The sequence below is a fragment of the Mesorhizobium sp. P2_C5_2 genome (assembly GCF_056404535.1).
Window position 1 is genome coordinate 1028401 of the sequence record NZ_JBFUDV010000001.1, and the last position, 24805, is coordinate 1053205.

A 24805-nucleotide genomic window follows, 5' to 3' on the forward strand; every position below is an offset into this window, starting at 1 on the left:
GAGATGTCCGGCAGGACAGAGGGGGGCGCGAAGGATCACCGTCGCTTCGCATTCGTTCCTGTGGGACGATGAATGAGCTGTGATTACTGAAAATTGCGGCCCTTGGGCATGACCCTCTCGGCCTTGTCCGAGAGCGCCGCGATATCCGGCAAGGCCGGCACAGCCGGCGCCATCTCTTCCAACAGCACCGTCAGCCAGGGCGTCAGATCCTCGATCTTCTCGGCGACGATGTGGATGACATCGGATTCCGACTGTAGCTTGCCGGTGACCTTGACGAAGCGTGCGCCCATGACGATCGGCCGGAATCGGGTAAAAGTCCTCTCCCAAAAAATGACGTTGGCGACGGCCTTGTCGTCCTCCAGCGTCAGGAAGATCGCATTGCCCTTGCCGGGCCGCTGCCGCACCAGCACCAGCCCGGCGACGGAAACCCGCCTGCCGTCGCGAACCGAGCCAAGGTTGGCATTGGGGATGACGCCGGCGCGGTCGAGGCGCTCGCGCAGGAAGGCGACCGGATGCGCCTTCAGCGACAGGCCGAGCGCGCGATAATCGTGGATGACGTGTTCGCCGAGCGGCATTGTCGGCAGTTTGGTTTCGGGCTCGAGCTCGCGCAGCCGGATCGCCGGCTGGTCGAACAGCGGCAGTTTTTCGGCCGCACTCTTGCCGTCCAGCGCGCGCACCGCCCACAAGGCTTCACGACGGTCGAGGCGGAGCGAGCGGAAGGCGTCGGCCTGCGCCAGCCTTTCGATGTCGTCGACATCGAGGCCGGAGCGCAACCAGACATCCCGAACGGATTCGTAGCCTGAGCCGCGCCGCTCGGCGAAAGCCTCCATGCGCTCCTTGGACAGGCCCTTGATCTGCCTGAAGCCGAGCCGAACCGCATGCTTTGTCTTGATGACACTGCGCATCTGGGCATGGCGTGGGAGGATGCGGCCGGGATCGAAGGCGTCTTCCTCCAGTGTGCAGTCCCAGTCGGAAAAATTGACGTCAACGTCGCGGACGGCAACGCCATGGTCGCGTGCGTCGCGCACCAGCTGTGCCGGCTGGTAAAACCCCATCGGTTGCGAATTCAGGATCGCGGCACAGAACACGTCGGGATAGAAGGTCTTGAACCAGCAGGAGGCATAGACGAGCAGCGCGAAGGAGGCGGCGTGGCTTTCGGGAAAGCCGTATTCGCCGAAGCCCTCGATCTGCTTGAAGCAGCGCTCAGCGAAGTCTTTTTCGTAGCCCCTATCAGTCATGCCTTTGATCATGCGCTGGCGATAATTGCCGATGGTGCCAGTGCGTTTGAAGGTGGCCATGGCGCGGCGTAGTTCGTCGGCCTCGCCCGGCTTGAAGCCGCCGGCGACGATGGCAATCTTCATCGCCTGCTCCTGGAACAGCGGCACGCCCAGCGTCTTGCCTAGGATTTCTTTCAGTTCCGGCTTGGGGTACTCAGGCATTTCCTTTTTCTGCCGACGGCGCAGATAGGGGTGAACCATATCGCCCTGGATTGGACCGGGCCGCACGATCGCCACCTCGATGACGAGGTCGTAGAATTCGCGGGGCCGGAGACGCGGCAGCATCGACATCTGGGCACGCGATTCGATCTGGAAAACGCCGAGCGTGTCAGCGCGGCAGATCATGTCGTAGACGTCGTCGTCTTCCGGCGGCAGGGTGGCCAGCACATAGGGTCGGCCGTAATCATCCCGAGCCCTCGGATAATGGTCGGTGAGCAAGGTGAAGGCGCGCTTCAGGCAGGTCAGCATGCCGAGCGCCAGCACATCCACCTTCAGGATTTTCACCGAGTCGAGATCGTCCTTATCCCACTCGACCATCTTGCGCTGGTCCATTGCCGTCTTGACGATGGGCACGATCTCATCGAGCCGATCCTTGGTGATAACGAAGCCTCCGACATGCTGCGTCAGATGGCGGGGAAAACCCATGATCCCATTGGCGAGCTCGATCACATGCCTGGTCGAGGTCTCATTGCGGTCGAGGCCGCCGGCATGGGCCTCCTTCTCCCCGAGCTCGGATGTCGACCAGCCCCAGATCGAACTGGAGAGAGCCGCCCTGACGTCCTCCGACAGACCCATGGCCTTCGACACCTCCCGCAGCGCGGATCGGCCTCGATAGCTGATCACGGCGGCCCCTAGTGCCGTGTGTTTGGCGCTGTATTTCTCGTAAATGTACTGCATGACGGTTTCGCGCTTTTCATGCTCGAAATCGACATCGATGTCTGGCGGTTCGTTTCTCTCCTCGGAAATGAAGCGCTCGAAAAGCGAATTGATTTTTTCCGGCCCCACCTCGGTGATGCCGATGCAGAAGCAGACGACCGAGTTGGCGGCCGAGCCGCGGCCCTGGCAGAGAATATCCTGGCTGCGAGCGAACTTGACGATGTCGTGGACGGTCAGGAAGTAGCGAGCGTAGTTGAGGCGTTCGATCAGAGCGAGTTCTTCCTCGATGCGCTTGGTCACGGATTCAGGTACACCGGCCGGATAGCGGTTGACCGCTCCCTCCCGCGCCAGTCTTTCCAACTCGGCCTGCGGGGCGAGGCCAGATTCCGTCGGCTCGTCTGGATAATTGTACTGGAGATCACCAAGCGAGAAGCTGAGCTCGCCGGCAAAGCGCAGCGTCTCGGCCAGAGCATGCGGATGGCGCCGGAAAAGCCTGGCCATTTCCAGCGGCGGCTTCAGGTGGCGTTCGGCGTTGACTGCCAGCTGCAGCCCCACCTCGGCAACGGGCGTGTTGAGGCGGATCGCGGTGAGCACATCTTGCAACGGACGCCGCTCGGCGCTGTGATAGAGCACATCGTTGGTCGCCATCAGCGCTACGCCGGCGGCGTCGGCCATGGCGGCCGCCTGCTCGATGCGAAAGCGGTCATTGCCGCGATAGTCCGGCGCAACGCCTAGTCGCAGATTCCTGCCGAAGCGATCCTTTAGCTGGTGCAGCAGGGCCAGCCCGTCGCTAGCGCCCGCCGTCAGATCAGGCAGGATCGCCAGCGACATCAGATCTCCCCATTCGAGCAGGTCGCTGCGTTGGAGAAGAGTGGCGCCCTTTTCGGTTTCGTCGCGCAGATTGGCTTGGGTGAGCATGCGGCAGAGATGCCCCCAGCCCTTGCGGTCCTGCGGATAGGCGAGGATGTCAGGCGTGCCGTCTTCGAACACCAGCCGGCAGCCGGGGTGATAAGAGAAAGTTTCCGCCTTGGCCTGCTGCCAAGCGCGTACGACGCCGGCCACGGTGTTGCGATCGGCAAGGCCAATCGCGGAGAATCCCATGAGCTTGGCCGCCACGACCAACTCCTCCGGTTTGGAGGCGCCGCGCAGGAAGGAGAAGTTCGACTGGATGCCGAACTCGGCATAGGGGATGACGGTCAATGCGTTCATGCGAAGACCCCATGCATGAACCAGCGTGGCGGCACCTGCGGGTTGCCGTAAAGGCCTTGCCGGTAGAGCCAGTAGCGGCGGCCGTCGGCATCCTCGATGCGGAAATAGTCACGAGTCGATGTGACAGGGTCGCTCACGGCTTCATGCCACCATTCGGCGGCGATACGTTCGGGTCCCTCCACACGCGTGACCCGGTAGAGCGCGCGCCGCCAGCGGAAGTGCAGCGGCGGCCCCTCCGGCATTTCGGTCGCCGGCACTTCGATCGGCTCGGGCGAACGGAACAGCCGGATCGGCCGCTCCGGCGGGAAGATGGTTGCGGGCGGCGCGTCTTTCCGGTCCGGCTTTTTCGGTGGCGTGGTCCGTTGCGGCGCTTCCGAGAAGGGGATGGTGGCGACGGCGCGCTCCGGCAGATGGCTTTCGACGGCGACCGCTTTCAGCACAGCATTGTCGCCGAGCCGGGCGCGGATGCGGTCGGCAAACAGCGCAATGTCGGCGCCGTCATCCTCGGTCTCGCCGGTCAGATCGGCCTGCTGCATGTCGAAGGCGGCGGCCGCCAGAACGGAAAGCCGCACCAGATCGAAACCGTAGCCGGCATCGATGTCCTGTTCGAGCGCGGTAAGTCGCTCGTGGAACAGGCGCTGGATCAGCTTCGGTTCGCGCAGGGGCCGCGAGGTGCCGACAGCGATGCGGCTGACGGCGCCGTCGACGCGAAACAACAGCAGCGCCAGCATCCGGGCGCCTTCGCCGCGGCGTTCGAGATCGACCTTCAAGGTCACCGCCAGCATTTCCACCAGCCGCTCGATCTCGGCGGTGAGCACGACCGGCTCGGCGAGGTGGCGTTCGACCGAAAGCGGCGCTACAGGCAGACGCGGCGAAACCGCCTCGTCGAGGCGGCCGAGCGCCTGGTCGAGGCGCAACAGCAAGCTGGCGCCGAAGCGGCGGGCGAGCGGGGCACGCGGCGCGGCCATGACGGCGCCCGCGGTGCGCAGGCCGACGCTTTCCAGGCTGGCGCGGATATCAGGCTCGATGCGCAGTGCTGCCAGCGGCAAGGGGGAGAGCAGCGCTTCCTCCTCGCCGGAGGGAACGATGCGGTCGCCGCAGAAGCGCGCCGCCGCCCAGGCGGCGCCCGGCGTCGCGGCAAGCCCGGCGCGGACATCGAAACCCTGCTGGAAAAAGCGCGCAAGAATGTCGTCCAGCATGGCGCGTTCGCCGCCGAACAGATGCGTGCAGCCGGTGACGTCGAGATAAAGCCCGTCGGCGCCGTCGAGCGCCACCAGCGGCGTGTAGCGATCGCACCAGTCGGCGAGGCCTTCGAGCAGCCGGCGATCGGCTTCCGGATCGGCCTCGACAATGTCGATCGAGGGATGCATGGCGCGCGCGTCGGCAATGCCCATGCCGCGCTTCAGGTGCAGCGCCTCAGCCCGCTCGTCGAGGGCTGATATGCGCTGGGCGTTGCGGTCGCGATGGCTGATTACCAGCGGTGGGTGAGATGGCGGCAAATGACCCGACGGCCGGGAACGCCACGACCGTCCCAGGCGCTGGCGCAGGATCCGCTCCGCCCCGAGATGCGGGAACCACAGCGACAGAATTCTCTGGCCTTCTCTCTTCGAAACGGTGCTCATCGGGGTTCCATTCCAGTGTGAATTGTCCGGGCAGAGCCGTGCGGCTCTTGCCGATGCTGACGGTGAAGGCAGGGCGGCCGATCGAGCCGGCGAGCGGCCCGGCGATGGTCCGGCGCGATGTTGCGGGTGCGCCCGACACGATGAGACGCACCGGGGCGGCGGTCGGTTCGGCCTCGCCGGCCTGGCGCAGCAGGAACACCGGCCGGCCGGCGCTTTGGGCGCGGGCGTGCAGCCGGCGCGTTGCGGTGAGGTCGAGCCGCTGCGGGCTGCCGCGTATCTCGAGGATGATTGCGGCGAGCGCCGTCATCTTCGCGGCCTCCTCGGCCACCCACAGCGCATCGGTGAGTTTCGGCGCCTCGGAAAACAGCAATTGCTCCGGCGCGATGCCGAACAGGCCCTGCAATCCCCTGGCATAGGGGAAGCCGGCCTCGCGAAAAATCTCCGACGTGCCGATCCACAGAACGGGGAGATTCTGCCCCTTGAGGATCAGGCTGACCAGTGACAGCACGAAGCCGGCGACGGCCCCGGCATTGCGGGTCTCGAGGCCATGGATTTCGCTCAGTGCGGCTTTCGGCAGGCCGCCGCTCAGCGCGGCATCGAGGCGCTCGACGCCGGTGGGCAGGAAAGCATCCGGCGAAGCCACGGCAAGGCCGCGCCGGATAATGGTGACATCGGTATCGCGTTCCGGAGCAGCACCGACATTGCCGTCAGCACGCGCGCGGGCCCGCTCGCCAGCCGGCGCGGCCAAGCGCTCGGGCAGCGTTCCCTCGATCTTCGCGATCTGGCGGCGCAGGGCAAAAACAGTCTCCCGCGCCACGGCTGATGTCGCCATGACGGTCAGTTTCTCTCACAATTGTTCCTGTTATGTTCCTATAGATTCCAGAGGGTGCCGGAAGAGTCAAGCGGAGTCATGCGGAATTTATTCCTGTCCGCGAATCGAGAAGACGGACGACAGCCGCGCTCATTTGCCGATTCCCGAGGGAAAGCCTATATGCCGGGATCAAAGGACTAAAGCATGGCCCGCATCTACAAGACCCGCACTTGGCACGACGAACTCTCGCCCTCGATCGAGGAAATGGAGTTCCTGGCGCTGGAGGCGTATGCGCATCTGCCGGACGACTTTCGCAAGCTGACCGGCGAGATCGTCATCCAGATCGCCGAGTTCCCGACCGACGAGATCATGGACGATCTGTCGCTGGAGACGCCGTTCGACCTGCTCGGCCTGTTCGAGGGCCGCGGCATCGCCGAGCGCTGGAACCCGCAGACCGGCGAAGGCCCCAATCGCATCACCCTCTACCGCCGCGCCATCCTCGACTACTGGGCCGAGAACGAAGAGACGCTGGGCGACATCGTCACCCATGTGCTGATCCACGAGATCGGCCACCACTTCGGCCTGTCGGACGATGATATGGAGAAGCTCGAAGAGGCGGCCGAGTAAGGCTGCGTCGATACTCAGGCGAGGCTGGCCTGCGAACGGCAGATACCTGCGCTTCCGGCCTTCGCCGGCCGAAGCCTGCATGAGTGGTTGCGGCAGTTAAGGCTATGGCCGGCGTAGGCCGGTGCTCACGTACTTCAAGTACGCTCCGCTCCGGTTCTCGGTATCAGCCATTCTCGGCTCGGCCTGACCTGAATCTCGACACAGCCTGCGTCGGCGCCGGCAAAGCCTACCAGTCGCTCAGCTTGGTATCCGGCCCGTATTCGTGGCCGTCGATATCCTTCACCACCGCCTGGCCGCAGCGCATCGACTTGGTTTTCTTGTCGTAGGCGTAGGTCGGCGAGCCGAACAAATGCCAGCCCTTGTTCAGCGCCGCCGTCACCTTGTGACTGAAGGTGGAATCGTCGGGAGCGGACAGAAAGCGGTAGAGTTTCATGGTTTTAGTCCTGTCGTGAGTTCTTGCTAGCCGGCTTAGGCAATCATGCGCCGATGGCGGCGGCTTTCGCCAGCAGTTTTTCGGCCTGCGCCAGATGCAGCCGCTCGACCATCCTGCCGTTCAGCGCAATCACGCCCTTGCCGGCATTTTCCGGCAAGGCGAAAGCATCGCTCACCGCGCGCGCCTCGGCCAGGGCTTCGGGCGCGGGCGCAAAGGCATGGTTGGCGGCGTCGACCTGGGCCGGGTGGATCAGCGTCTTGCCGTCGAAGCCCATGGCGGCGGCTTCCGTGCATTCGCGCGCAAACGCGTCAGGATCGCGAAAATCGTTGGAGACACCGTCGAGCATGTCGATGCTGCCGGCGCGCGCCGCCAGCACCATCTGCATCAACCAGGGCACGAGATAGCGCCGGTCGGGCGTCGCCAGAATGCCGGTCTCCTTGATCAGATCGTTCGTTCCGGCAACGAAACAATTGAGACGCGAGGCCGGGTCGCGGCCGAGCTCGGCGATGGCGCCGATGTTGAGCATGGCCTTTGGCGTCTCGATCATCGCCCAGAGTTTGACGCTGTCGGGAGCAAAATTGTCGTCGAGCACATCACCGACTTCCAGAATGTCGCGCGGTGTGGCGACCTTGGACAACAGGATGCCGTCGGGCTCGAATTTTGCCGCGGCCAGCAGATCATCGTTGCCCCATTCGCTGGACAGCGCGTTGACGCGCACGATCATCTCGCAACGCCGCCCATAGTGGTTGGCAACTGGCCGGCTGGCGAAAATGCCAGCCAATTTTTCGCGCGCCGCGACCTTGTCGGCGGGCGCGACGGCGTCTTCGAGATCGATGATGACGGCATCGCAGGCCAGCTCTGCGATCTTGGCCAGCGCCTTGTCGTTGGAGGCCGGGACGTAAAGCACCGAGCGGCGCGGGCGATAGGGTTCGCTTGTCATGGCCGATCTATGCCGCGTGAGGGCGGGTGAGGCAAGGGTGCAGCTGGTGATCGCCGACGTCGGCGCTGCCCCTCATCCCCCTGCCGGGACCTTCTCCCCGTGAACGGGGAGAAGGAGGCTGGTTCCTGCACGAAAACTGCACATCTCTGCGGAAAACCTCCTCCGCTCCGCCCCGGCGCCTCCATGCGGGCCCGCGACAACAGCGGCATGCAACAGCGAAACACCCACCGTTGGTCCCTGCCCTATCGTCTCAGCAGCGAAAGCTGGTGGCTGGTCGACCCGCCGCGGCCGGAAGCCCGCCCTTGCCCGGAGGCAAGCCTGCTCCCTTTTATCCGCCCGCCCGCCGGCCGGATCCAGCCCATCAGGAAAGTCCGAGCATGACATCGACCTTCACGCCGACCTTTTGCCGCCGCTTCGGCATCGCCGTCCTGCTCGCCGCGCTGGCGGATTTTTTCTTCTATGGCCAGCCCGCCGGGATCACTGTCCTTTTGTTTGCCATCGTGATTGCCGGTGCGGTCGTCGCTGTTCATCCTGCCGCCCTGAATTCCACCCGGCCCTGGCTCAAGCCTGCCGTCCTGTTCGTCGCGCTGCTGCCGCTGGCCGAGAATGTCAGCCCGCTGTCGGTCGCGGTCGCGCTTGTGGCGCTGGTCGTGTTTGCGCTGTCCCTGGCAGGACGGCTGCAGCACCGCATCGCCCGCATTGCCGGCCAGATCGCGCTGTTCCTGGTCGCAGCGCCGCTGCGCCTTATCAGCGACTTCTTCCGCTGGCGCCGCACGGTGCGCCGGCTTGGCGGCCGCCGCATCCGCCTGGCGTCTGTCATCGTCTGGGTCATGCCGGTGACGCTTGGCGCGGTGTTCCTGCTCTTGTTCGGCGCCGCCAATCCGGTCATCGATTACTGGCTGTCGCTGATCGACCTGATGAAGCTGCTCGATCTCATCCAGCTGGCGCGGATCGTCTTCTGGCTGTGCGTGCTCGCCGGTGTCTGGGCTTTGCTGCGGCCACGCCTGCCGCGCTTCCTGCGACGCCTTCCACGCCTGGCGCCGCCCGCAGCCTTGGCCGCGCCGGCCGCGACACGATCGGCCACAACGATCGAGGACATCGTCTTCGGCAAGGCGGCGATCTTGCGCGCTCTGATCGTCTTCAACGCTTTGTTTGCGCTGCAGACGGCGCTCGACGCCGCCTATCTCTGGGGTGGGGTCGCCCTGCCGGACGGCATGAGCTACGCCGCCTATGCGCATCGCGGCGCCTATCCGCTGATCGCCACCGCGCTGCTGGCTGCCGGCTTCGTGCTGGCGGCGCTGCGGCCGGGCAGTGAGACCTCAGGCGATCCGCTGATCCGCCGGCTGGTCTACGCCTGGGTGGCGCAGAACATCGTGCTGGTCATCTCGTCGATCCTGCGGCTCGATCTCTATATCGGCGTCTACGCGCTGACTTATTGGCGCATCGCCGCTTTCGTCTGGATGGGGCTAGTGGCGGCCGGACTTGCGCTGATCATCGCCCGCATCGCGCTCAGAAAATCCAACGAATGGCTGTTCTCGGCCAATCTTCTGACGCTATCGGCGACGCTCTATGCCTGCTGCTTCATCAACTTCGCGGCGCTGATCGCCAACTACAATGTCGACCACTCCTACGAAATGACCGGCCGTGGTATCCCACTCGACGCTTGGTATGTGCACTCGCTCGGCCCGGCCGCCTTGTCGGCCCTCGACCGCTTCATCGAGCAAAAAAGCAGGACGATTGCACCAGACGATCGCTCCTATAGCGCGCTCGTCGAATTCCATAAGTGGGACAAAATCTGGTACCGCACCGCTCGGAAAAACTGGCGCGCCTGGAGCTTTCGCGGCTGGCGGCTGGCCAGGGTTCTCGACAACGGAGGCCCGCTCGTGCTTCCTCCACCTTCGCAACCTTCCATGCCGGACCGCTAGATTCATGCCACATCAGATCCTGGTCGCCGACGACGATCCGCATATCCGCGAGGTCATCTGCTTTGCGCTGGAGAAGGCCGGCATGAAAACGCAAGCGGTGGCCGACGGCGCCGCCGCTCTGATGGCCATCGAACGCCGCGAGCCCGACCTCGTTGTGCTCGACATCGGCATGCCGGAGATGGACGGGCTGGAGGTCTGCCGGCGGCTGAGGCAACGCTCCGACGTGCCGGTGCTGTTCCTGTCGGCGCGAGACGAAGAGATCGACCGCATCCTCGGGCTCGAAATGGGCGGCGACGACTATGTGACGAAGCCGTTCAGCCCGCGCGAACTGGTGGCGCGCGTCAATGTCATCCTGCGCCGCGCCCGCGCCGTGCCGGACCCGGCCGACGCGAGAGCCTTTGCGCATGGCAAGCTCAGCCTGACACCGGCAAGCCACGGCGCCAGTTTCGACGGCAAGGCATTGGCGCTGACGGCGATCGAATTCTCGATCCTGAAAGGGTTTCTGGCGCGGCCGGCGCATGTGCTGGGCCGCGATCTGGTGGTGGCCAGCGCCTATGCCGCCAACATCCATGTCGCCGATCGGACTGTCGACAGCCATATCCGCAACATCCGCGCCAAGCTGGCGGCGGCGGGCTGTCTCGATGCCATCGAGACCGTGCATGGCGTCGGTTTCCGGCTCGGCCGATGCGGCGCCTGAGCGACGCCAAATGGATCGGCACCAAATGGCGGCCAAGGCTGGCCACGGTGGTTCTTGCCATCCTCATCATGGTGCTGGCGCTGCCGCTGGTCGGGCTGTTTTTCTTCCGGCTTTATGAAAACCAGCTGATCCGCCAGACCGAGGGCGAGCTGATCGCGCAGGGCGCCGTCATCGCCGCGATTTATGCGCAGGATGTCCGCGACGCCGGCCTTTCCCAGGACAAGTTCGGCGCACCGGTTGACGCAGAGAACGACGATGCCAGCCGCAGCGACGACTCGCCTTACCAACCGATCGAGCCGAGCCTCGATCTCGCCTCCGATTATCTGCTGCCGACCCGGCCTGCCGGCATCGCTACCGCCACCGATCCGGCCTTTGCGGCGATAGGCGCGCGGTTGTCGGGCATTCTCGACACGACGCAAAAGACCACGCTGGCCGGCTTCCGGTTGCTCGATCCCAACGGCGTCGTCATTGCCGGGCGCGACGAGGTCGGACTGTCGCTCGGCGGTGTCGACGAGGTGCGAACAGCATTGTCCGGCCACTACGCCAGCGTGTTGAGACAAAGAATTCCCGACCAGCCGCCACCGCCGCTCTATTCGGTCAGCCGCGGCACCAAGGTCCGTGTCTTTGTCGCCATGCCGATCGCAGTCGATGGCCGGGTGGCCGGCGTGATCTATCTGTCGCGGACGCCGAACAACATCGTCAAACATCTCTATGGTGAGCGCGGCAAGGTGACGCTGGCGGCCATCGCCACGCTGTTAGGCACGCTGCTGATCGCGCTGGTCTTCCTGCGTACGGTCAGCAGGCCGATCTACGCGCTGATGGAGCGCACCAGGCGTATTGCCGCCGGCGACCGCGACGCGATCCGGCCGCTCGACCATCACGGCACGCGCGAAATGGCAGAGCTGTCCGCGGCCTTCCTCGACATGGCTGAAAAACTGCAGGCGCGCTCCGACAGCATCCAGACTTTCGCCACCCATGTCTCGCACGAGCTCAAATCGCCGCTGACGGCGATCCAGGGCGCGGCCGAGCTGTTGCGCGATTCCAGCGAGGCGATGGATGCGGCCGAACGCAAGCGGTTTTCCGGCAACATCGTCAACGACGCCGGCCGGCTCAATCTGCTGGTGCGGCGCCTGCTCGATCTGGCGCGGGCCGAGAACCTGGCGCCGAGCGGCGAAAGCACATCGCTTGATGCAGCACTGGAACTGCTGCCGGTGGACGGCAGGCTGGCGGTCACTATCGAGGCTGGCGGTGCGATCGCCTTGCGCATCTCGGCCGAGAATGCAGCGATCGTGCTTGCCAATCTGATCGACAATTCGGCCAGGCACGGCGCGACGCAGGTTTTGCTGTCGGCCACAGCCGCTGGGGACAAGGTGATCGTTACCGTCAGTGACGACGGCCCCGGCATTTCGCCCAGCAATCGGAGCAGGATTTTCGAGCCGTTCTTCACCACGCGCCGTGAGTCCGGCGGCACCGGCATGGGCCTCGGCATCGTGCTGGCCCTCCTGAAAGCGCATGATGGCACGATCGCGCTGGTTGACTCCGGGCGCGGCACGCGCTTCGAGATTTCCTTGCCCGCCGCGTGAAGGATGTGGGCGAAATAAATAGAGCATGATGTCGTCCGAAAACCGCTTCACACTTTTCGGCATCATGCTCAAATCGGAGAACAAGAGTGCGCTACGACATCGTCATCATCGGCGGAGCCATCGTCGGTTCCTCGGTCGCCTACTATCTGCGCGAGGAAGGCTTTTCCGGTTCCATCGCGCTGATCGAGCGCGATCCGCAATTCGCCCACGCGGCAACGACGCTGTCCATGGCCTCGATCCGTCAGCAATTCTCGATCCCGGAAAACATCCGGCTGTCGCAGTTCACGCTAAACCTGTTTCGGCGGCTGAAGGAAACCTTCGGCACCGATGCCGATATCGGCTTTCGCGAGGGCGGCTATCTGATCCTGGCCGGCGACGCCGGACTGCCGATCCTGAAAGCCAACCACGAAGCGCAGGTCGCCGAGGGCGCCGACATTCTGCTCGAGGATGCCGACCAGCTGGCAAAGCGCTTTTCCTGGCTGTCGACGGAAGGCATCAGCGCCGGCGCCTTCGGCCGCACCGGCGAGGGCTGGTTCGACGCGCATGCCATGCTGACGCTGTTCCGCAAGGCATTGCGTGACAAGAAGGTCGATTTCATCGCCGCCGATGTGACCGCTATCGAGTGCCAGGGCAACCGCGTCACCGGCGTGAGCCTCGACAATGGCGAAAAGCTCGAAGCCGGCATCGTCGTCAACGCCGCCGGGCCGAATGCCGGCAAGGTCGCCGCTCTTGCCGGGTTAGCGCTGCCGGTAGAACCCCGCAAGCGCAACGTCTTCGTCTTCGAGGCGCGCGAGAAATACGCCGACATGCCGCTCCTGGTGGACCCTTCGGGCATCTATGTCAGGCCAGAAGGCTCAGTCTATCTCACCGGCGGCGCCGAGCCCGAAGAGGGCGATGGTCCCGCTGATCCAGCCGATTTCGATGTCGACTGGCCGTTGTTCGAAGACGTGATCTGGCCAACACTGGCGACCCGCATTCCTGCCTTCGAGGCGATCAAGGCGACACGCGCCTGGGCCGGCCATTACGACTACAACACGCTCGACCAGAACGCCGTCATCGGACCGCATCCCGAGGTCGGCAATTTCATCTTCGCCAATGGTTTTTCGGGCCACGGCCTGCAGCAGGCGCCGGCAGTCGGAAAGGCGCTGGCGGAGTTGTTGGTGCATGGCGGCTACCGGACGGTGGATTGCTCGGCGTTTGGGTACGAACGGGTGGCCGAGGGCAGGGCGTTTCGGGAATTGAACGTGATTTGAAGGTGTAGCTCCCCTTTCCTTCTCCCACGGCGGAGAAGGGAAGAACCCGCCTCTATGCCGCCGCCAGCTTTCCAGCCTCGACATACGCCTGCAGCCATCCCAGCACCCGTCCCCAATCTTCGGCATGTTCGGCCGCCGCCTCGCCCAGCCCGCCAAAGCCGCCATGGCAGATGGTAAGGCGTGTGCCGTTGGCGGTCGGCTCCAGCAGGTAGGCCACCGTCGTTTGCCGCCGGCTAAGTGTCGGATGGTCCCAGTCATAGGCCCGCGTCTGCACGATCCGGCGCGGCGCCAGGATATCGAGGAACTCGCCGCCGGCGGGATGGTCCTCGCCAGCAATGGTCCTGGCGACGACTTGCCACCGGCCACCGACGCACAAGTCGGCCGTCCAATCGACCATCCGATAGCTTTCGGAAGAGCCCCACCAGCGTTCGACTTCATCCGTAATCAGCGCGTTGAAGACGCGCTCCGGTGGCGCGACGATCTCGGCGCTCGCCATGATGGTCTCGCCATTGGTCATGCTTTGCGCCACCACTGGATCGTGCATCATGGCAACCTCCTAGCGATTGTTTCGTTATCGAAACGAGTTAAGCCGCCTTTGATGCCGGGCGCGACAAGCCCTTGCCGGTTTCGAGCAGGCTCTTCAGGCTGGACAGGATGAGCGGCCAGCCCCTGGCGACATGCTCCAGCAGCTTGTGCGGACCGTCGGCCCCATGGGTGACGGCAAGCTTCATCATCTCGCCTTCCTGTTCGATGGCGAAGGTGCAAGTGGTGTAGCCGTCGGCCTTCACCTCGGGCATCCACTCGCTGCGCCATTTGATCACCAGGCGCTTGGGCGGGTCGATATCGAGGATCGCGCCGCTGTCGGCAATGCTGCCATCGGGGAAGACGATCTTCCAGTCCGAGCCTTTCTTCCAGCCGCTCAGCATCTGGGCGCCGAGGAAATATTGCTGCTGGAATTCCGGTTCGGTCAGCGCCTCCCAGAGCTGCTCGGGCGTGGTGCGGATATAGGTCACATAGACGAAGGCACTGCTCATGGCTCTTCCCTTTCAAGGCGCTTCTTCAAGTCGCTGAGGGCGGTCAGCCGTCCTCGTTCGAATTTGCCGATCCAGCGTTCGGCGATCTCGTTGATGGGAACGGGATTGAGGTAATGCTCCTTTTCCCGTCCGTTGCGGACGGTGGTGATGAGGTTCGCCTCTTCCAGGATCGCCAGATGCTTGGTCACAGCCTGGCGTGTCATATCCGTCCGTTCGCACAGCGCGTTCAGCGTCTGCCCGTTCCTGTGATGGAGGCTATCCAGCAATTGCCGGCGTGTCGGGTCGGCGAGGGCGCGAAAGACGGCATCCATGCTCATCTATTTAATATGCAACCAAATGGTTGCATGTCAAGAGGCGATGTCACAGCGAAGCGACCGCCTCATCAGGGCGTTGTTCCGCCCGGTCCTAAACACCGTTCCGCATTGCCCAAGAACCTCGCCTGCCTTGCCGGTATAGCCATCGGTCAAGTCGAGGGAAGTTCAAAGCGCATTCGACGGCGGCCGTCCTGTGGTTTCCTGGTCACCAAAACGGCAGGTCGGCTACCCCTGGAGAATGCGCCGGACGACCTTTCCGGGACGGATCGGGCGCACCCCCAAGCGGCACTCTGTCCATCTATGGCACGACCGGCGGCACTGACCCTGCCCGCCGGTCGTGGACTTGCGCTTTGTTTGGCTGGCGTCAGCCCTTGCGGCCGAACCAGAAGGCGTCCGGCATGCGCTTCATGCCGATGCGCTCGTAGAAGCCGACGGCGTCTGGCATCGAAATCAGGCTGATGGCGACCGGCGGCCCAAGCTGCCGGCGCGCCTCGTCCATCAGGCCTTTGCCAATACCAAGCCCTTGCGCCGATTGGGATACGGCGAGCTCTGAAATGTAGCACACCCAGGAAAAGTCAGTGATGGCCCTGATAACGCCAATCAGTGGTCGGCCTTCGATATTGAGCCGCGCGGTCAGCACCAGGTTTGCGCCGGAAAGCATCGCCTGCAGCCGGGCATCGTCTTCGACAGGACGCGTGTCGCCGAGTCCGGATTCCATCAGCACGCGGCGGAACTCGGCGACGTCGAGCTCCGGCTCGCTGGCATAGATTATCTGCGAGGGTGTGGTCATGAGCGCAAGGTGCACCAGCAACGGCCGGTTTTGAAGATGGTGCCGCGCCGATCCTTCGATCCAGGCACGCACGAACAGTTGCCTTTTATTTGCCCGCAGCTTTGTGTAAACGGTGCGTCAGCAATCTCCCGCAACGAAAATGCAAGCGATTTAAGAACGGGCAAAAGCCATGGACAAGTTCACCAAGCTCACCGGCGTCGCCGCCCCCATGCCGATCGTCAATGTCGACACCGACATGATCATCCCCAAGGATTATCTCAAGACGATCAAGCGCACCGGGCTCGGCAGCGGCCTGTTCGCCGAAATGCGCTACTTGGATGACGGTTCGGAAAACCCGGATTTCGTGCTCAACAAGCCGGCCTACCGCAAGGCGCAGATCCTGGTCGCCGGCGATAATTTCGGCTGCGGTTCGAGCCGTGAACACGCGCCGTGGGCGCTGCTCGATTTCGGCATTCGCTGCGTCATTTCGACCTCGTTCGCCGACATTTTCTACAACAACTGCTTCAAGAACGGCATCTTGCCGATCACCGTCAGCCCGGAAGACCTTGAGAAACTGATGGACGACGCCTCGCGCGGCTCCAACGCGACGGTGTCGGTCGACCTCGAGGCCAAGGAAATCCGCGGCCCGGATGGCGGCGTGGTCACCTTCGACCTCGACGACTTCAAGCGCCACTGCCTCCTGAACGGCCTCGACGATATCGGCCTGACCATGGAAAAGGCCGGCGCCATCGCCTCGTTCGAGAAGAAGAACGCCGCTGAGCGCCCCTGGGCCTGACAGTACGATCTAAAACGATAACCCGGCCGCCACAGGCCGGGTTCGTGGCGGCTGAACGGGAGGGACAGTCATGACACGTTCGCTTCTTGCCGGCGCCTGCGCGCTGGCGTGGGCGCTGATGCCGGTGGCGGGCGCGCATGCACAGACCGACACGGTGCTCGTGCCGGCTGAAGATCCGTCCGACGGGGCCGCCGACCAGGGCAATGCGGCCCTGGCCGACGATGACAACCAGGGACCGATCCCGTTCGAGGGCGGGCAGCTGACCATCACCCAGCCGGAGCAGGACGGCGAAAAGGTGCTGGCCTATGACGGCAAGCAGCTGGCCAGCAATTACGACGTGTTCTTTGACAAGGTCGTCAAGGTCGGCGGCGTCAACGTGGCGCTGGTCGATGTCGGCGACGGCGGCAACCAGTGCGGCCCGGCCAAGGTGATCATCTGGAAGCCGGAAGGCGGCGAGATCCAGAGCCTTACGGTCGAGCAGGACGAATGCGGCGCGCCGCCGGCGGCGGTCGCCGACAACGCCATCTATTTCGTGCCCTATCTCTTGCCGGGCGCTTCGCAGCAGGCGCTGCAATGGTCGCCAACCGAAGGGCTGACGATTTCAGGCGATCTGACCTACGCGCCGGAGCCAGGCACCGACTGGAAAGATGTCGACCCGGCCAAGTACCAGAACATCATCGACGCCTTTCACAATGAGGCCGTCTACAAGGCGGCGCAGACGCTGCTCGGCGACACCATGCCCGACATGGCGACCAGCCTGTTGGTCGGCGGCGGCACCGAAAAGACCGCGTCCGGCGCCTTCTATGCCAGCGGCTGCGTGCCGCATGATTGCGGCGGCAATGACGGCTTCATGGCGGTCGACCCGGCCAAGCACACGCTCTACTTCGCCCGCCGCGGCGACGATGGCCAGCCGCAGGCGTGGCCTGACGTGAAGACCTGGCCGGCGGATGTGAAGGAAGCAATGGACAAGGCGCAGGGTTCGGCGAATTAGGGTTTCGTACGCTGCGGGAAGGAACTGTTCCGCCGCGATCCTTCCCACCCCCCTCTGCCCTGCCGGGCATCTCCCCCGCAAGGGGGGAGATTGGCAGCTTCGGTATCCCGCCTGCCTTGCGACGGTGGTGATTGGCGAAAGCCGATGTGACGTCCGATCTCCCTCCTTGCGGGGGAGATGGCCGGCAGGCCAGAGGGGGGTGCTGTCCCGTCAGCATCAAGCAGTTTGGCCCATGGTCAGTCCTGCCCTTTCCCTGCAAGATGCTCCTCAACACAGCGAGGCCCCATGCGCAAACTCATCTCCACCGGTTCGCCGTTCGAAAAGACTGCCGGCTATTCGCGTGCGGTGGTGCAAGACGACTGGTGCTTCGTGTCGGGAACGACCGGCTACGACTATGCGACGATGACCATGCCGGAGACGGTCGAGGCGCAGACGCGCAATTGCCTGGCGACCATCGCCAAGGCGCTCCAGGACGGCGGCTTCGAGATGGCCGATGTGGTGCGGGCGCATTACTACATCACCGACCAGGCCTTCGTGGATATCGTCTTCCCGATCCTCGGCGAAACCTTCGGCGACATCCGTCCGGCGGCGACGATGATCGTCTGCCAGCTCAACAAGCCGGAGATGAAGATCGAGATCGAAGTCACGGCGCTGCGGCGCACCGCGTGAGGTCAAAGCCATGACGGTCCGCCGCATCGTCGCCAATATCGGGACACCGGACGCGGCGGCGGCGAAGCGCTTCTACCAGGACGTACTCGGCCTCGGCGTGCTGATGGATCAGGGCTGGATCGTCACCTACGGGTCCGACGAACGGATGCAGGTGCAGATCAGCTTCATGGCCCAAGGCTGCTCCGGCACGCCGGTGCCGGACCTCTCCATCGAGGTCGACGATGTCGATGCGGCGCTGCAAGGCATGAAGGCTGCCGGCTTCACTATCGAATACGGCCCGGCCGACGAGCCCTGGGGCGTGCGGCGCTTCTATGTGCGTGATCCGTTCGGCAGATTGGTCAACATTCTCTCGCATCGGTGATTGCGCTTCCCAACCGCAGGCTTGCGCACAGCCCGCTTGGCGTTTAGCAAGGCCGCGGTTTCTCCAAACAGCATTGGACGGTTCTGATGGCTTCGAAAAATCTTCTCCTGCTCGCCGGCGACGGCATCGGCCCCGAGGCGATGGCCGAGGTGAAGAAACTGATTAAGGCCATGAATGCCAAGCTTGGCAGCGATTTTACCACCGATGAAGGCCTGGTCGGCGGCTGCGCCTACGATGCACATGGCGCGGCGATTTCCGATGCCGACATGGCAAAGGCGATGGCGGCGGATGCGGTGCTGTTCGGCGCCGTCGGCGGGCCGAAATGGGACAAGGTGCCTTACGAGGTGCGTCCCGAGGCCGGCCTGCTGCGCCTGCGCAAGGACATGGAGCTGTTCGCCAATCTGCGCCCCGCCATCTGCTATCCGGCGCTCGCCGCATCCTCTTCGCTCAAGCAGGAAGTGGTCGAAGGCCTGGACATCCTGATCGTGCGCGAGCTCACCGGCGGCGTCTATTTCGGCGAGCCGAAGCAGATCATCGATCTCGGCAATGGCCAGAAGCGCGGCATCGACACGCAGGTCTACGATACATTCGAGATCGAGCGCATTTCCGGCGTCGCCTTCGAGTTGGCGCGCACGCGCAAGAACCATGTGACGTCGATGGAAAAGCGCAATGTGATGAAATCGGGCGTGCTGTGGAACGAGGTTGTCACCCAGACCCAGAAGGCGCGCTATGCCGACGTCAAGCTCGACCATATGCTGGCCGATGCCGGCGGCATGCAGCTGGTGCGCTGGCCGAAACAGTTCGACGTCATCGTCACCGACAATCTGTTCGGCGACATGCTGTCCGACATCGCCGCCATGCTGACCGGATCGATCGGCATGCTGCCGTCGGCCTCGCTCGGCGCGCCTGACGTGAAGACCAAGAAGCGCAAGGCGCTGTACGAGCCGGTGCATGGCTCGGCGCCCGACATTGCCGGCCAGGGCATCGCCAATCCGATCGCCATGATCGCCTCCTTCGCCATGTGCCTGCGCTATTCCTTCGGCATGGTCGACGAAGCCGACAAGCTCGAAGGCGCAATCGCCGCCGTGCTCGATGACGGGTTGCGCACCAAGGACATCCTGTCCGAGGGCATGACCGAAGTCGGCACGGTCGAGATGGGCGATGCGATTATCGCCAAGTTCCTTGGCTGATTCGCTGGCGGTCGACGTCCGCTGGGCGACGACCGACGACGCCGAAGCGCTTGCCACTGTGCTCTGCGAGATGGCGGCGCACTATCGGCAGGCGCCGCTCGATCATGGTCGGGCGACGACCACGGCACGAAAATGGCTTGGCGACGAAAGCCCAGCCTATCCGCATTTTGCGCTGGCCTTCGCCGACGGCAAGGTTGCGGGCCTCGCCTCGGTGGCGATCGCGCATCCCGGCATCGATCTCGAACGGCTGATGTTCCTGAAGGACCTGTTCGTGCGCGAGAATGCCCGCAACGCCGGCGCCGGGCGGGCCTTGCTCGGCTTTCTCGCCGGGCATTGCCTCAGGGAAGGCATCGGCCGCATCGATCTCACCACCGAGGACTGGAACGAAGGCGCGTTGCGTTTCTACGACCGGCTTGGCGCCGAACGGCACGGGCAGAAGGTGTTTCTCAGACTCTCAGGCGAAGCGCTGAAAAGAACGCGTTAAACCTTGACGCCCAGAGGCACGGGCCCCCACTGGTTTTCGTGGCCCTGGGTCGGGATCAGTCCGAACACGATGATGGCCAGCGTGCGAAGGTCGGCACGAGAATCAGCAGGACGAGCCAGCCGGTCAGGCCGATATCGTGCAGCCGGCGCACGATGAGCCCGAGCCATGGCAGGAACGTCGCCAGCACAAACAGGCCCCATACGCCGATGGTCACGATTGGCCCGTTGCCGTCGTTGAAATTGCCGATCGTCTGGTCGGCGAGGGCGCCGACAAGACCGACCAGGATGAAGCTGACGGTCCAGAACAGGCAATAGCTCCAGAATTCCTTGCGGCGGGCGCGTTCGGCGAAGTTGATGTAGTTGCGCGTCACGCCCCGCCAGAAATAACCCGGCAGTCCGCTATCGTGAACCGCGCCGTCTTCTGCCAGGCGGCCGAAATGCTGTGGCGCGGCTGAAGCGGCAGCGGCTTTGGGCGGCGCGGCGCTTGCCGCTGGAGCAGCGGTGGCCGGACCGGCGGCCTGCGCGCGGATCGAGAAGACGTCGCGCGCCTGGCCGCTTGCCGGCAGGAACTCGACCACGGCGCCGTTGGCAATCACGGTGTCGCGGCGCAGATTCTCGCGCGCGAAGGTGTAGCGGTTGCCGTCCGCCCCGGTGATGAAACCGAAGCCCTGGGCCTCGTCATAGTGCAGAACTTCGCCGCGCATTTAGCCTCACCCCCGTGTTGGCACAGACTGTTCAAAGTTGCGGCGGATCGCAAGGGGGTGGCTTCGCCTGTCCAATGTCGGCGCCGCCCCCTCACCTGCCTGCCGGCATCCTCTCCCCGTAAACGGGGCGAGGGGCGCCCTCATCTGCGGTTTCGCCAAGAGCCCGCGTTGCAAGGAGGGCGCCGAGGTAGCGGCCAGCTCCTTCTCCCCGTCACTATACGGGGAGAAGTGCCCGGCAGGGCGATGAGGGGCGGCGCGGACCTCGGCGATTGGCACCAGCCCGAGTGCCTCTGGTTTCGTTGAGGCTACTCCGGCCGCTTGTTCGGTTTCTTGTTCTTCGGCGGTCCAGCCTTGTCGAATTTCGGTTTACCGGCCCACGGCTTTGCGTCGCCGGCGGGGCGCTTCTCGAATTTCGGCTTGTGCAAGCTTTGCGGGGCTTCGAACGGCCGCTTGCCGCGATGCGGCTTCTTGTCGGGCTTGGGCGGCTGGTAGCCGGCGCGCGACAGGTCGGGCGTGCCGTCCAGGCGCTTCACTGCGATGTTGCCTTGCAGCTTCTTGTCGGGCCCGATAGCGGCCAGGAAACGGTCGGCCCAGTCGGCCGCGATCTGCACGACGGTCTCCTCCTGCTGCATCTTGATGGCGCCGATCTCGCGCTTGGAGATGTTGCCGGTGCGGCACAGCATCGGGATCAGCCAGCGCGGCTCGGCACTCTGCCGGCGTCCGATCGACAGCGAGAACCAGACGCTGTCGCCGAAATCGTCGCGGCGGCTGGGCGCCTCATCGCGGCGTTCGAACTTTTCGCCTGCCGGTCTTTCACGCGAAGGCGTGAACGGTGCGACATCCGTGAGTTCCTCGGGCGCCGAGCGGCTGGCGCGGCACTGCCGCACGAAGGCGGCGGCCACCTGTTCGGCGCCATGTTTGGCCAGAAGCGCATCGATGAAGCCGCGCTCGTCGTCGACCACCGGCTCGTCGAAGGCCGGGTCGGCAAGGATGCGCTCATCGTCGCGCTTGATCACGTCGTCGGCCGAGGGCGGGCTTGCCCATGTTGCCTTCAGCCCGGCATTCTGCAGCAAGCGCTCGGTGCGCTTGCGGGCGCCGTTGGGCACGATCAGCGCGCTGACGCCCTTGCGTCCGGCGCGGCCGGTGCGGCCGCTGCGGTGCAGCAGCGTTTCCGGATTGGTCGGCAGATCGGCATGGATGACCAGTTCGAGATTGGGCAGGTCGATGCCGCGCGCCGCGACGTCCGTGGCGATGCAGACTTTGGCGCGGCCATCGCGCATTGCCTGCAGCGCGTGGGTGCGTTCGTTCTGGCTGAGCTCGCCCGACAGCGCCACGACGGAAAAATTGCGGTTGTTGAAGCGTGCCGTCAGATGATTGACGGCGGCGCGGGTGTTGCAGAACACCAGCGCGTTCTTCGCCTCATAGAAACGCAGCACATTGATGATGGCGTTCTCGCGGTCGGGGTAGGCGACATTCAGCGCCCGGTATTCGATGTCGAGATGCTGCTTTTCCTCGCCGCCGGCCGAGATGCGCACGGCGTCGCGCTGATAGCCCTGGGCCAGCGTGGCGATCGAGCGCGGCACGGTGGCCGAAAACATCAGCGTGCGGCGCCGGGCGGGTGCGGCGTCGAGGATGAATTCGAGGTCTTCGCGAAAGCCGAGATCGAGCATCTCGTCGGCCTCGTCCAACACCACAGCCCTCAGCGCCGACATGTCGAGCGAATTACGCGTGATGTGGTCGCGCAAACGGCCGGGTGTGCCGACGACGATATGCGCCCCGCGCTCCAGCACGCGCCGCTCGCTGCGCATGTCCATGCCACCGACGCAGGAGGCGACGGTCGCGCCGGTCGGCGCGTAGAGCCACTGCAGCTCGCGCATCACCTGCAAGGCGAGTTCGCGCGTCGGCGCCACGGCCAGCGCCAGAGGTGCGCCAGCCCGATCAAAACGCTCGGCCCCTGCAAGAAGGGTTGGCGCCAACGCCAGGCCGAAGGCGACGGTCTTGCCGGAGCCGGTCTGGGCCGACACCAGCGCGTCGGCCTCGCCAAGCTCCAGCACCGCCTTCTGCACCGGCGTCAGCTCGACATAGCCACGTTTTTCCAGCGCCTCTGCCAGCGCAGGAACGATACCTCTAAAATTGGACATCTTCTTCTTTCGGAATTCGAGGCCTGGGCTCATCATGGAGCACACGCCGGGGCTGACGCCACGCCAGCCAAACAGTATTTTGGCGTTCGTACTTCTTGCGGCCCCTATTGTACAGAGCAAGCGGCGCCTCGCCGCAATTGACTCCTGATGCAAACCGCGTAAAAGCCGGCATCGAACGGGATCATTTTCGATGCGCGGCCTTCTGATGGCGCTTCTTGCATTCGACTTCCCCGGCCACGTCAGTGGGGCCGGTCGCGTTCGCGCGTCTTACCGTTCAACCAAAACTATGGCCAAAACCACCACCAAAACGGTGTGATTCCCTTGGCCTAACCACCCTCTCCCGGGTCCGGCCCGGGGGACGAAACCCGCATTGGCCGGCGGGTTTTCTCCAAAAACCAAGCGGAGAGGGACAGGAGATCTTTATGAGTTTCAAAGTTGCGGTAGTCGGCGCCACGGGCAATGTGGGCCGCGAAATGCTCAACATACTGGAAGAGCGCGGTTTTCCAGTGAGTGAAGTCGTGGCGCTAGCCTCGCGGCGCAGCCAGGGCACCGAAGTGTCGTTCGGCGATCGTACGCTGAAGGTCAAGACGCTCGACCAGTATGATTTTTCCGACACCGACATCTGCATCATGTCGGCCGGCGGCAATGTCTCCAAGGAATGGTCGCCGAAGATCGGCAAGCAGGGCTGCGTCGTCATCGATAATTCGTCGGCGTTCCGCTACGACCAGGACGTGCCGCTGATCGTGCCGGAAGTGAACCCGGACGCGATCTCGCTGTTTACGCGCAAGAACATCATCGCCAACCCGAACTGCTCGACGGCACAGTTGGTCGTGGCGCTGAAGCCGCTACATGACTTCGCCACCATCAAGCGCGTCGTCGTCGCCACCTATCAGTCGGTGTCGGGCGCCGGCAAGGAAGGTATGGACGAGCTGTTCACGCAGACCCGCGCCGTGTTTGTCGCCGACCAGGTCGACGTCAAGAAGTTCACCAAGCGCATCGCCTTCAACGTCATCCCGCATATCGACGTCTTCCTCGACGATGGTTTCACCAAGGAAGAGTGGAAGATGGTCGCCGAGACCAAGAAGATGCTCGACCCCAAGATCAAGCTGACGGCGACCTGCGTACGCGTGCCGGTGTTCATCGGCCATTCGGAAGCGGTCAACATCGAGTTCGAAAAGCCGATCACCGCTGACGAGGCGCGCGACATCCTGCGCGAGGCGCCGGGCTGCCAGGTCTTGGACAAGCGCGAGGACGGCGGCTACATCACGCCGCTCGAATCGGCCGGCGAAGACGCCACCTTCATCTCGCGCATCCGCGAGGACTCGACCATCGACAACGGCCTGTCGATGTGGATCGTGTCGGACAATCTGCGCAAGGGCGCGGCGCTCAACGCGGTGCAGATCGCCGAGCTTTTGGTCGAGCGCGGCCTGATCCAGCCCAAGAAGAAGGCGGCGTAGGTTTATCGCTCACGGGCCGTATCGCCGCTGCCGCGGCGGGCCCTCCGCGGGGGCGCCGGAAAGCCGGCGGCCCGCAGTCGCGGGCTCGGCCTTCGGCCGGAAGCATTCCTTCTCCCCGTCACTATACGGGGAGAAGGTCCCGGCAGGGGGATGAGGGGCAGCACTGGCCTTTGTTGAGAAACGTCTTTTGAACGACCCCGCCAAGATCTTCCTGCGTCCCGCCATCGGTCCGGACGCAGCTGCCATCGCCAGGCTCATGCGAGCAGCCCTTGGTTCGTTCGACTGGATGCCGGTCGTCCACACGCCAGACGAGGACCTTGCGTTCATCCGCGACATGGTGTTGCCCCAGCAGCAGGTGACGGTGGCCGAGGCCGGCAACTGCATCGTCGGCTTCATCGCCGTCAGCGGTGATTGGGTGGAACAGCTCTATCTCGACCCCGCCTGGACTGGACAAGGCATCGGCAGCCGGCTGCTGATGCAAACGACCGCCGCGCAACGGATCGTGAAACTGCGTTGCTTCCAGGCCAACACCGACGCCCGGCGCTTCTATGAGCGCCACGGATTCGTTGCCGAGAGTTTCGGCGACGGCACCACCAATGAGGAAGGCCTGCCGGACATTCTGTATTTCCGTCGAGTGTAAAGC

The 24805-nt window shown here is 64.2% G+C and carries 24 protein-coding genes; 13 read left to right on the plus strand and 11 right to left on the minus strand.

Translation table 11 applies throughout. The annotated features are described in order from the left end of the window. Positions 1-83: 83 nt before the first annotated feature. Genes AC1D1B_RS04915 through AC1D1B_RS04925 form a run of 3 tightly spaced genes read right to left on the minus strand, consistent with a single transcriptional unit; the run spans position 84 to position 5816 of the window. Positions 84-3362, minus strand: coding sequence for an error-prone DNA polymerase (locus AC1D1B_RS04915; protein ID WP_477329857.1), 3279 nt, complete (start codon positions 3360-3362; stop codon positions 84-86). Next, positions 3359-4861: a DUF6504 family protein gene (locus tag AC1D1B_RS04920; RefSeq protein WP_477329859.1), complete on the minus strand. Its 1503-nt coding sequence runs from the start codon at positions 4859-4861 to the stop codon at positions 3359-3361. Before AC1D1B_RS04920 ends, AC1D1B_RS04915 begins: the two co-directional genes overlap by 4 nt. Further along, positions 4779-5816 (minus strand): ImuA family protein, encoded by a 1038-nt coding sequence (locus AC1D1B_RS04925; protein ID WP_477329861.1) that lies wholly within the window; start codon positions 5814-5816, stop codon positions 4779-4781. Before AC1D1B_RS04925 ends, AC1D1B_RS04920 begins: the two co-directional genes overlap by 83 nt. A 183-nt stretch (positions 5817-5999) precedes the next feature. Between AC1D1B_RS04925 and AC1D1B_RS04930 the strand changes: the two genes are divergently transcribed. Then, positions 6000-6422, plus strand: coding sequence for a metallopeptidase family protein (locus tag AC1D1B_RS04930; protein WP_181060613.1), 423 nt, complete (start codon positions 6000-6002; stop codon positions 6420-6422). 226 nt (positions 6423-6648) lie between these two features. On the opposite strand, the gene AC1D1B_RS04935 is transcribed toward AC1D1B_RS04930, so the two are convergent. Further along, entirely contained in the window at positions 6649-6855 is a 207-nt protein-coding gene (locus AC1D1B_RS04935) for a DUF1737 domain-containing protein (RefSeq protein ID WP_477329863.1), read from the minus strand. A gap of 43 nt (positions 6856-6898) precedes the next feature. Continuing rightward, on the minus strand, positions 6899-7795 hold the full coding sequence (locus AC1D1B_RS04940) for an HpcH/HpaI aldolase/citrate lyase family protein (RefSeq protein WP_477329865.1): 897 nt from the start codon (positions 7793-7795) through the stop codon (positions 6899-6901). A gap of 377 nt (positions 7796-8172) precedes the next feature. On the opposite strand from AC1D1B_RS04940, the gene AC1D1B_RS04945 reads away from it, so the two are divergent. From AC1D1B_RS04945 to AC1D1B_RS04960, 4 genes are all read left to right on the plus strand, one after another. Further along, positions 8173-9720, plus strand: a complete 1548-nt coding sequence (locus AC1D1B_RS04945; RefSeq protein WP_477329867.1) for a DUF4153 domain-containing protein — start codon at positions 8173-8175, stop codon at positions 9718-9720. A 4-nt stretch (positions 9721-9724) separates the two neighbouring features. After that, a complete protein-coding gene (locus AC1D1B_RS04950; protein WP_477329869.1) occupies positions 9725-10417 on the plus strand; it encodes a response regulator in 693 nt (230 codons plus the stop codon). Next, entirely contained in the window at positions 10405-12000 is a 1596-nt protein-coding gene (locus AC1D1B_RS04955; RefSeq protein WP_477329871.1) for a sensor histidine kinase, read from the plus strand. The genes AC1D1B_RS04950 and AC1D1B_RS04955 overlap by 13 nt, the downstream gene beginning before the upstream one ends. An 86-nt stretch (positions 12001-12086) precedes the next feature. Then, positions 12087-13253 (plus strand): NAD(P)/FAD-dependent oxidoreductase, encoded by a 1167-nt coding sequence (locus tag AC1D1B_RS04960; RefSeq protein WP_477329873.1) that lies wholly within the window; start codon positions 12087-12089, stop codon positions 13251-13253. 52 nt (positions 13254-13305) lie between these two features. Here the strand turns inward: AC1D1B_RS04960 and AC1D1B_RS04965 are convergent, their stop codons facing one another. The 4 genes from AC1D1B_RS04965 to AC1D1B_RS04980 form a co-directional block, all read right to left on the minus strand. Further along, complete coding sequence (locus AC1D1B_RS04965) at positions 13306-13800, minus strand: SRPBCC family protein (RefSeq protein ID WP_477329875.1); 495 nt, start codon at positions 13798-13800, stop codon at positions 13306-13308. Positions 13801-13837: 37 nt separating this feature from the next. Further along, positions 13838-14287 carry an SRPBCC domain-containing protein gene (locus AC1D1B_RS04970; RefSeq protein ID WP_477329877.1) on the minus strand — a complete coding sequence of 150 codons (450 nt, stop codon included), beginning with the start codon at positions 14285-14287 and terminating at the stop codon, positions 13838-13840. Beyond that, entirely contained in the window at positions 14284-14598 is a 315-nt protein-coding gene (locus AC1D1B_RS04975; RefSeq protein ID WP_203280387.1) for an ArsR/SmtB family transcription factor, read from the minus strand. The genes AC1D1B_RS04970 and AC1D1B_RS04975 overlap by 4 nt, the downstream gene beginning before the upstream one ends. Before the next feature lie 367 nt (positions 14599-14965). Beyond that, on the minus strand, positions 14966-15391 hold the full coding sequence (locus AC1D1B_RS04980; protein ID WP_477329879.1) for a GNAT family N-acetyltransferase: 426 nt from the start codon (positions 15389-15391) through the stop codon (positions 14966-14968). Positions 15392-15560: 169 nt separating this feature from the next. On the opposite strand from AC1D1B_RS04980, the gene leuD reads away from it, so the two are divergent. The 6 genes from leuD (at position 15561) to AC1D1B_RS05010 (ending at position 19861) form a co-directional block, all read left to right on the plus strand. Then, complete coding sequence (gene leuD, locus AC1D1B_RS04985; RefSeq protein ID WP_181060621.1) at positions 15561-16166, plus strand: 3-isopropylmalate dehydratase small subunit; 606 nt, start codon at positions 15561-15563, stop codon at positions 16164-16166. Positions 16167-16236: 70 nt separating this feature from the next. Beyond that, positions 16237-17157: a hypothetical protein gene (locus AC1D1B_RS04990; RefSeq protein WP_477329881.1), complete on the plus strand. Its 921-nt coding sequence runs from the start codon at positions 16237-16239 to the stop codon at positions 17155-17157. A 285-nt stretch (positions 17158-17442) separates the two neighbouring features. Then, positions 17443-17826, plus strand: a complete 384-nt coding sequence (locus AC1D1B_RS04995; protein ID WP_477329882.1) for a RidA family protein — start codon at positions 17443-17445, stop codon at positions 17824-17826. A 10-nt stretch (positions 17827-17836) separates the two neighbouring features. After that, positions 17837-18187, plus strand: coding sequence for a VOC family protein (locus AC1D1B_RS05000; protein WP_477329884.1), 351 nt, complete (start codon positions 17837-17839; stop codon positions 18185-18187). 86 nt (positions 18188-18273) lie between these two features. After that, complete coding sequence (leuB, locus tag AC1D1B_RS05005; RefSeq protein WP_477329886.1) at positions 18274-19377, plus strand: 3-isopropylmalate dehydrogenase; 1104 nt, start codon at positions 18274-18276, stop codon at positions 19375-19377. Then, positions 19370-19861 carry an N-acetyltransferase family protein gene (locus AC1D1B_RS05010; RefSeq protein ID WP_477329888.1) on the plus strand — a complete coding sequence of 164 codons (492 nt, stop codon included), beginning with the start codon at positions 19370-19372 and terminating at the stop codon, positions 19859-19861. Before leuB ends, AC1D1B_RS05010 begins: the two co-directional genes overlap by 8 nt. A gap of 55 nt (positions 19862-19916) precedes the next feature. On the opposite strand, the gene AC1D1B_RS05015 is transcribed toward AC1D1B_RS05010, so the two are convergent. Together AC1D1B_RS05015 and AC1D1B_RS05020 are read right to left on the minus strand one after the other, a co-directional pair. Beyond that, complete coding sequence (locus AC1D1B_RS05015; RefSeq protein ID WP_477329890.1) at positions 19917-20564, minus strand: DUF805 domain-containing protein; 648 nt, start codon at positions 20562-20564, stop codon at positions 19917-19919. Between the two features lie 305 nt (positions 20565-20869). Then, positions 20870-22705, minus strand: coding sequence for a DEAD/DEAH box helicase (locus AC1D1B_RS05020; RefSeq protein WP_477329892.1), 1836 nt, complete (start codon positions 22703-22705; stop codon positions 20870-20872). Positions 22706-23127: 422 nt separating this feature from the next. On the opposite strand from AC1D1B_RS05020, the gene AC1D1B_RS05025 reads away from it, so the two are divergent. After that, entirely contained in the window at positions 23128-24162 is a 1035-nt protein-coding gene (locus tag AC1D1B_RS05025) for an aspartate-semialdehyde dehydrogenase (protein ID WP_477265866.1), read from the plus strand. A 187-nt stretch (positions 24163-24349) separates the two neighbouring features. After that, on the plus strand, positions 24350-24802 hold the full coding sequence (locus AC1D1B_RS05030; protein WP_477329894.1) for an N-acetyltransferase family protein: 453 nt from the start codon (positions 24350-24352) through the stop codon (positions 24800-24802). The last annotated feature ends 3 nt before the right edge of the window (positions 24803-24805 follow it).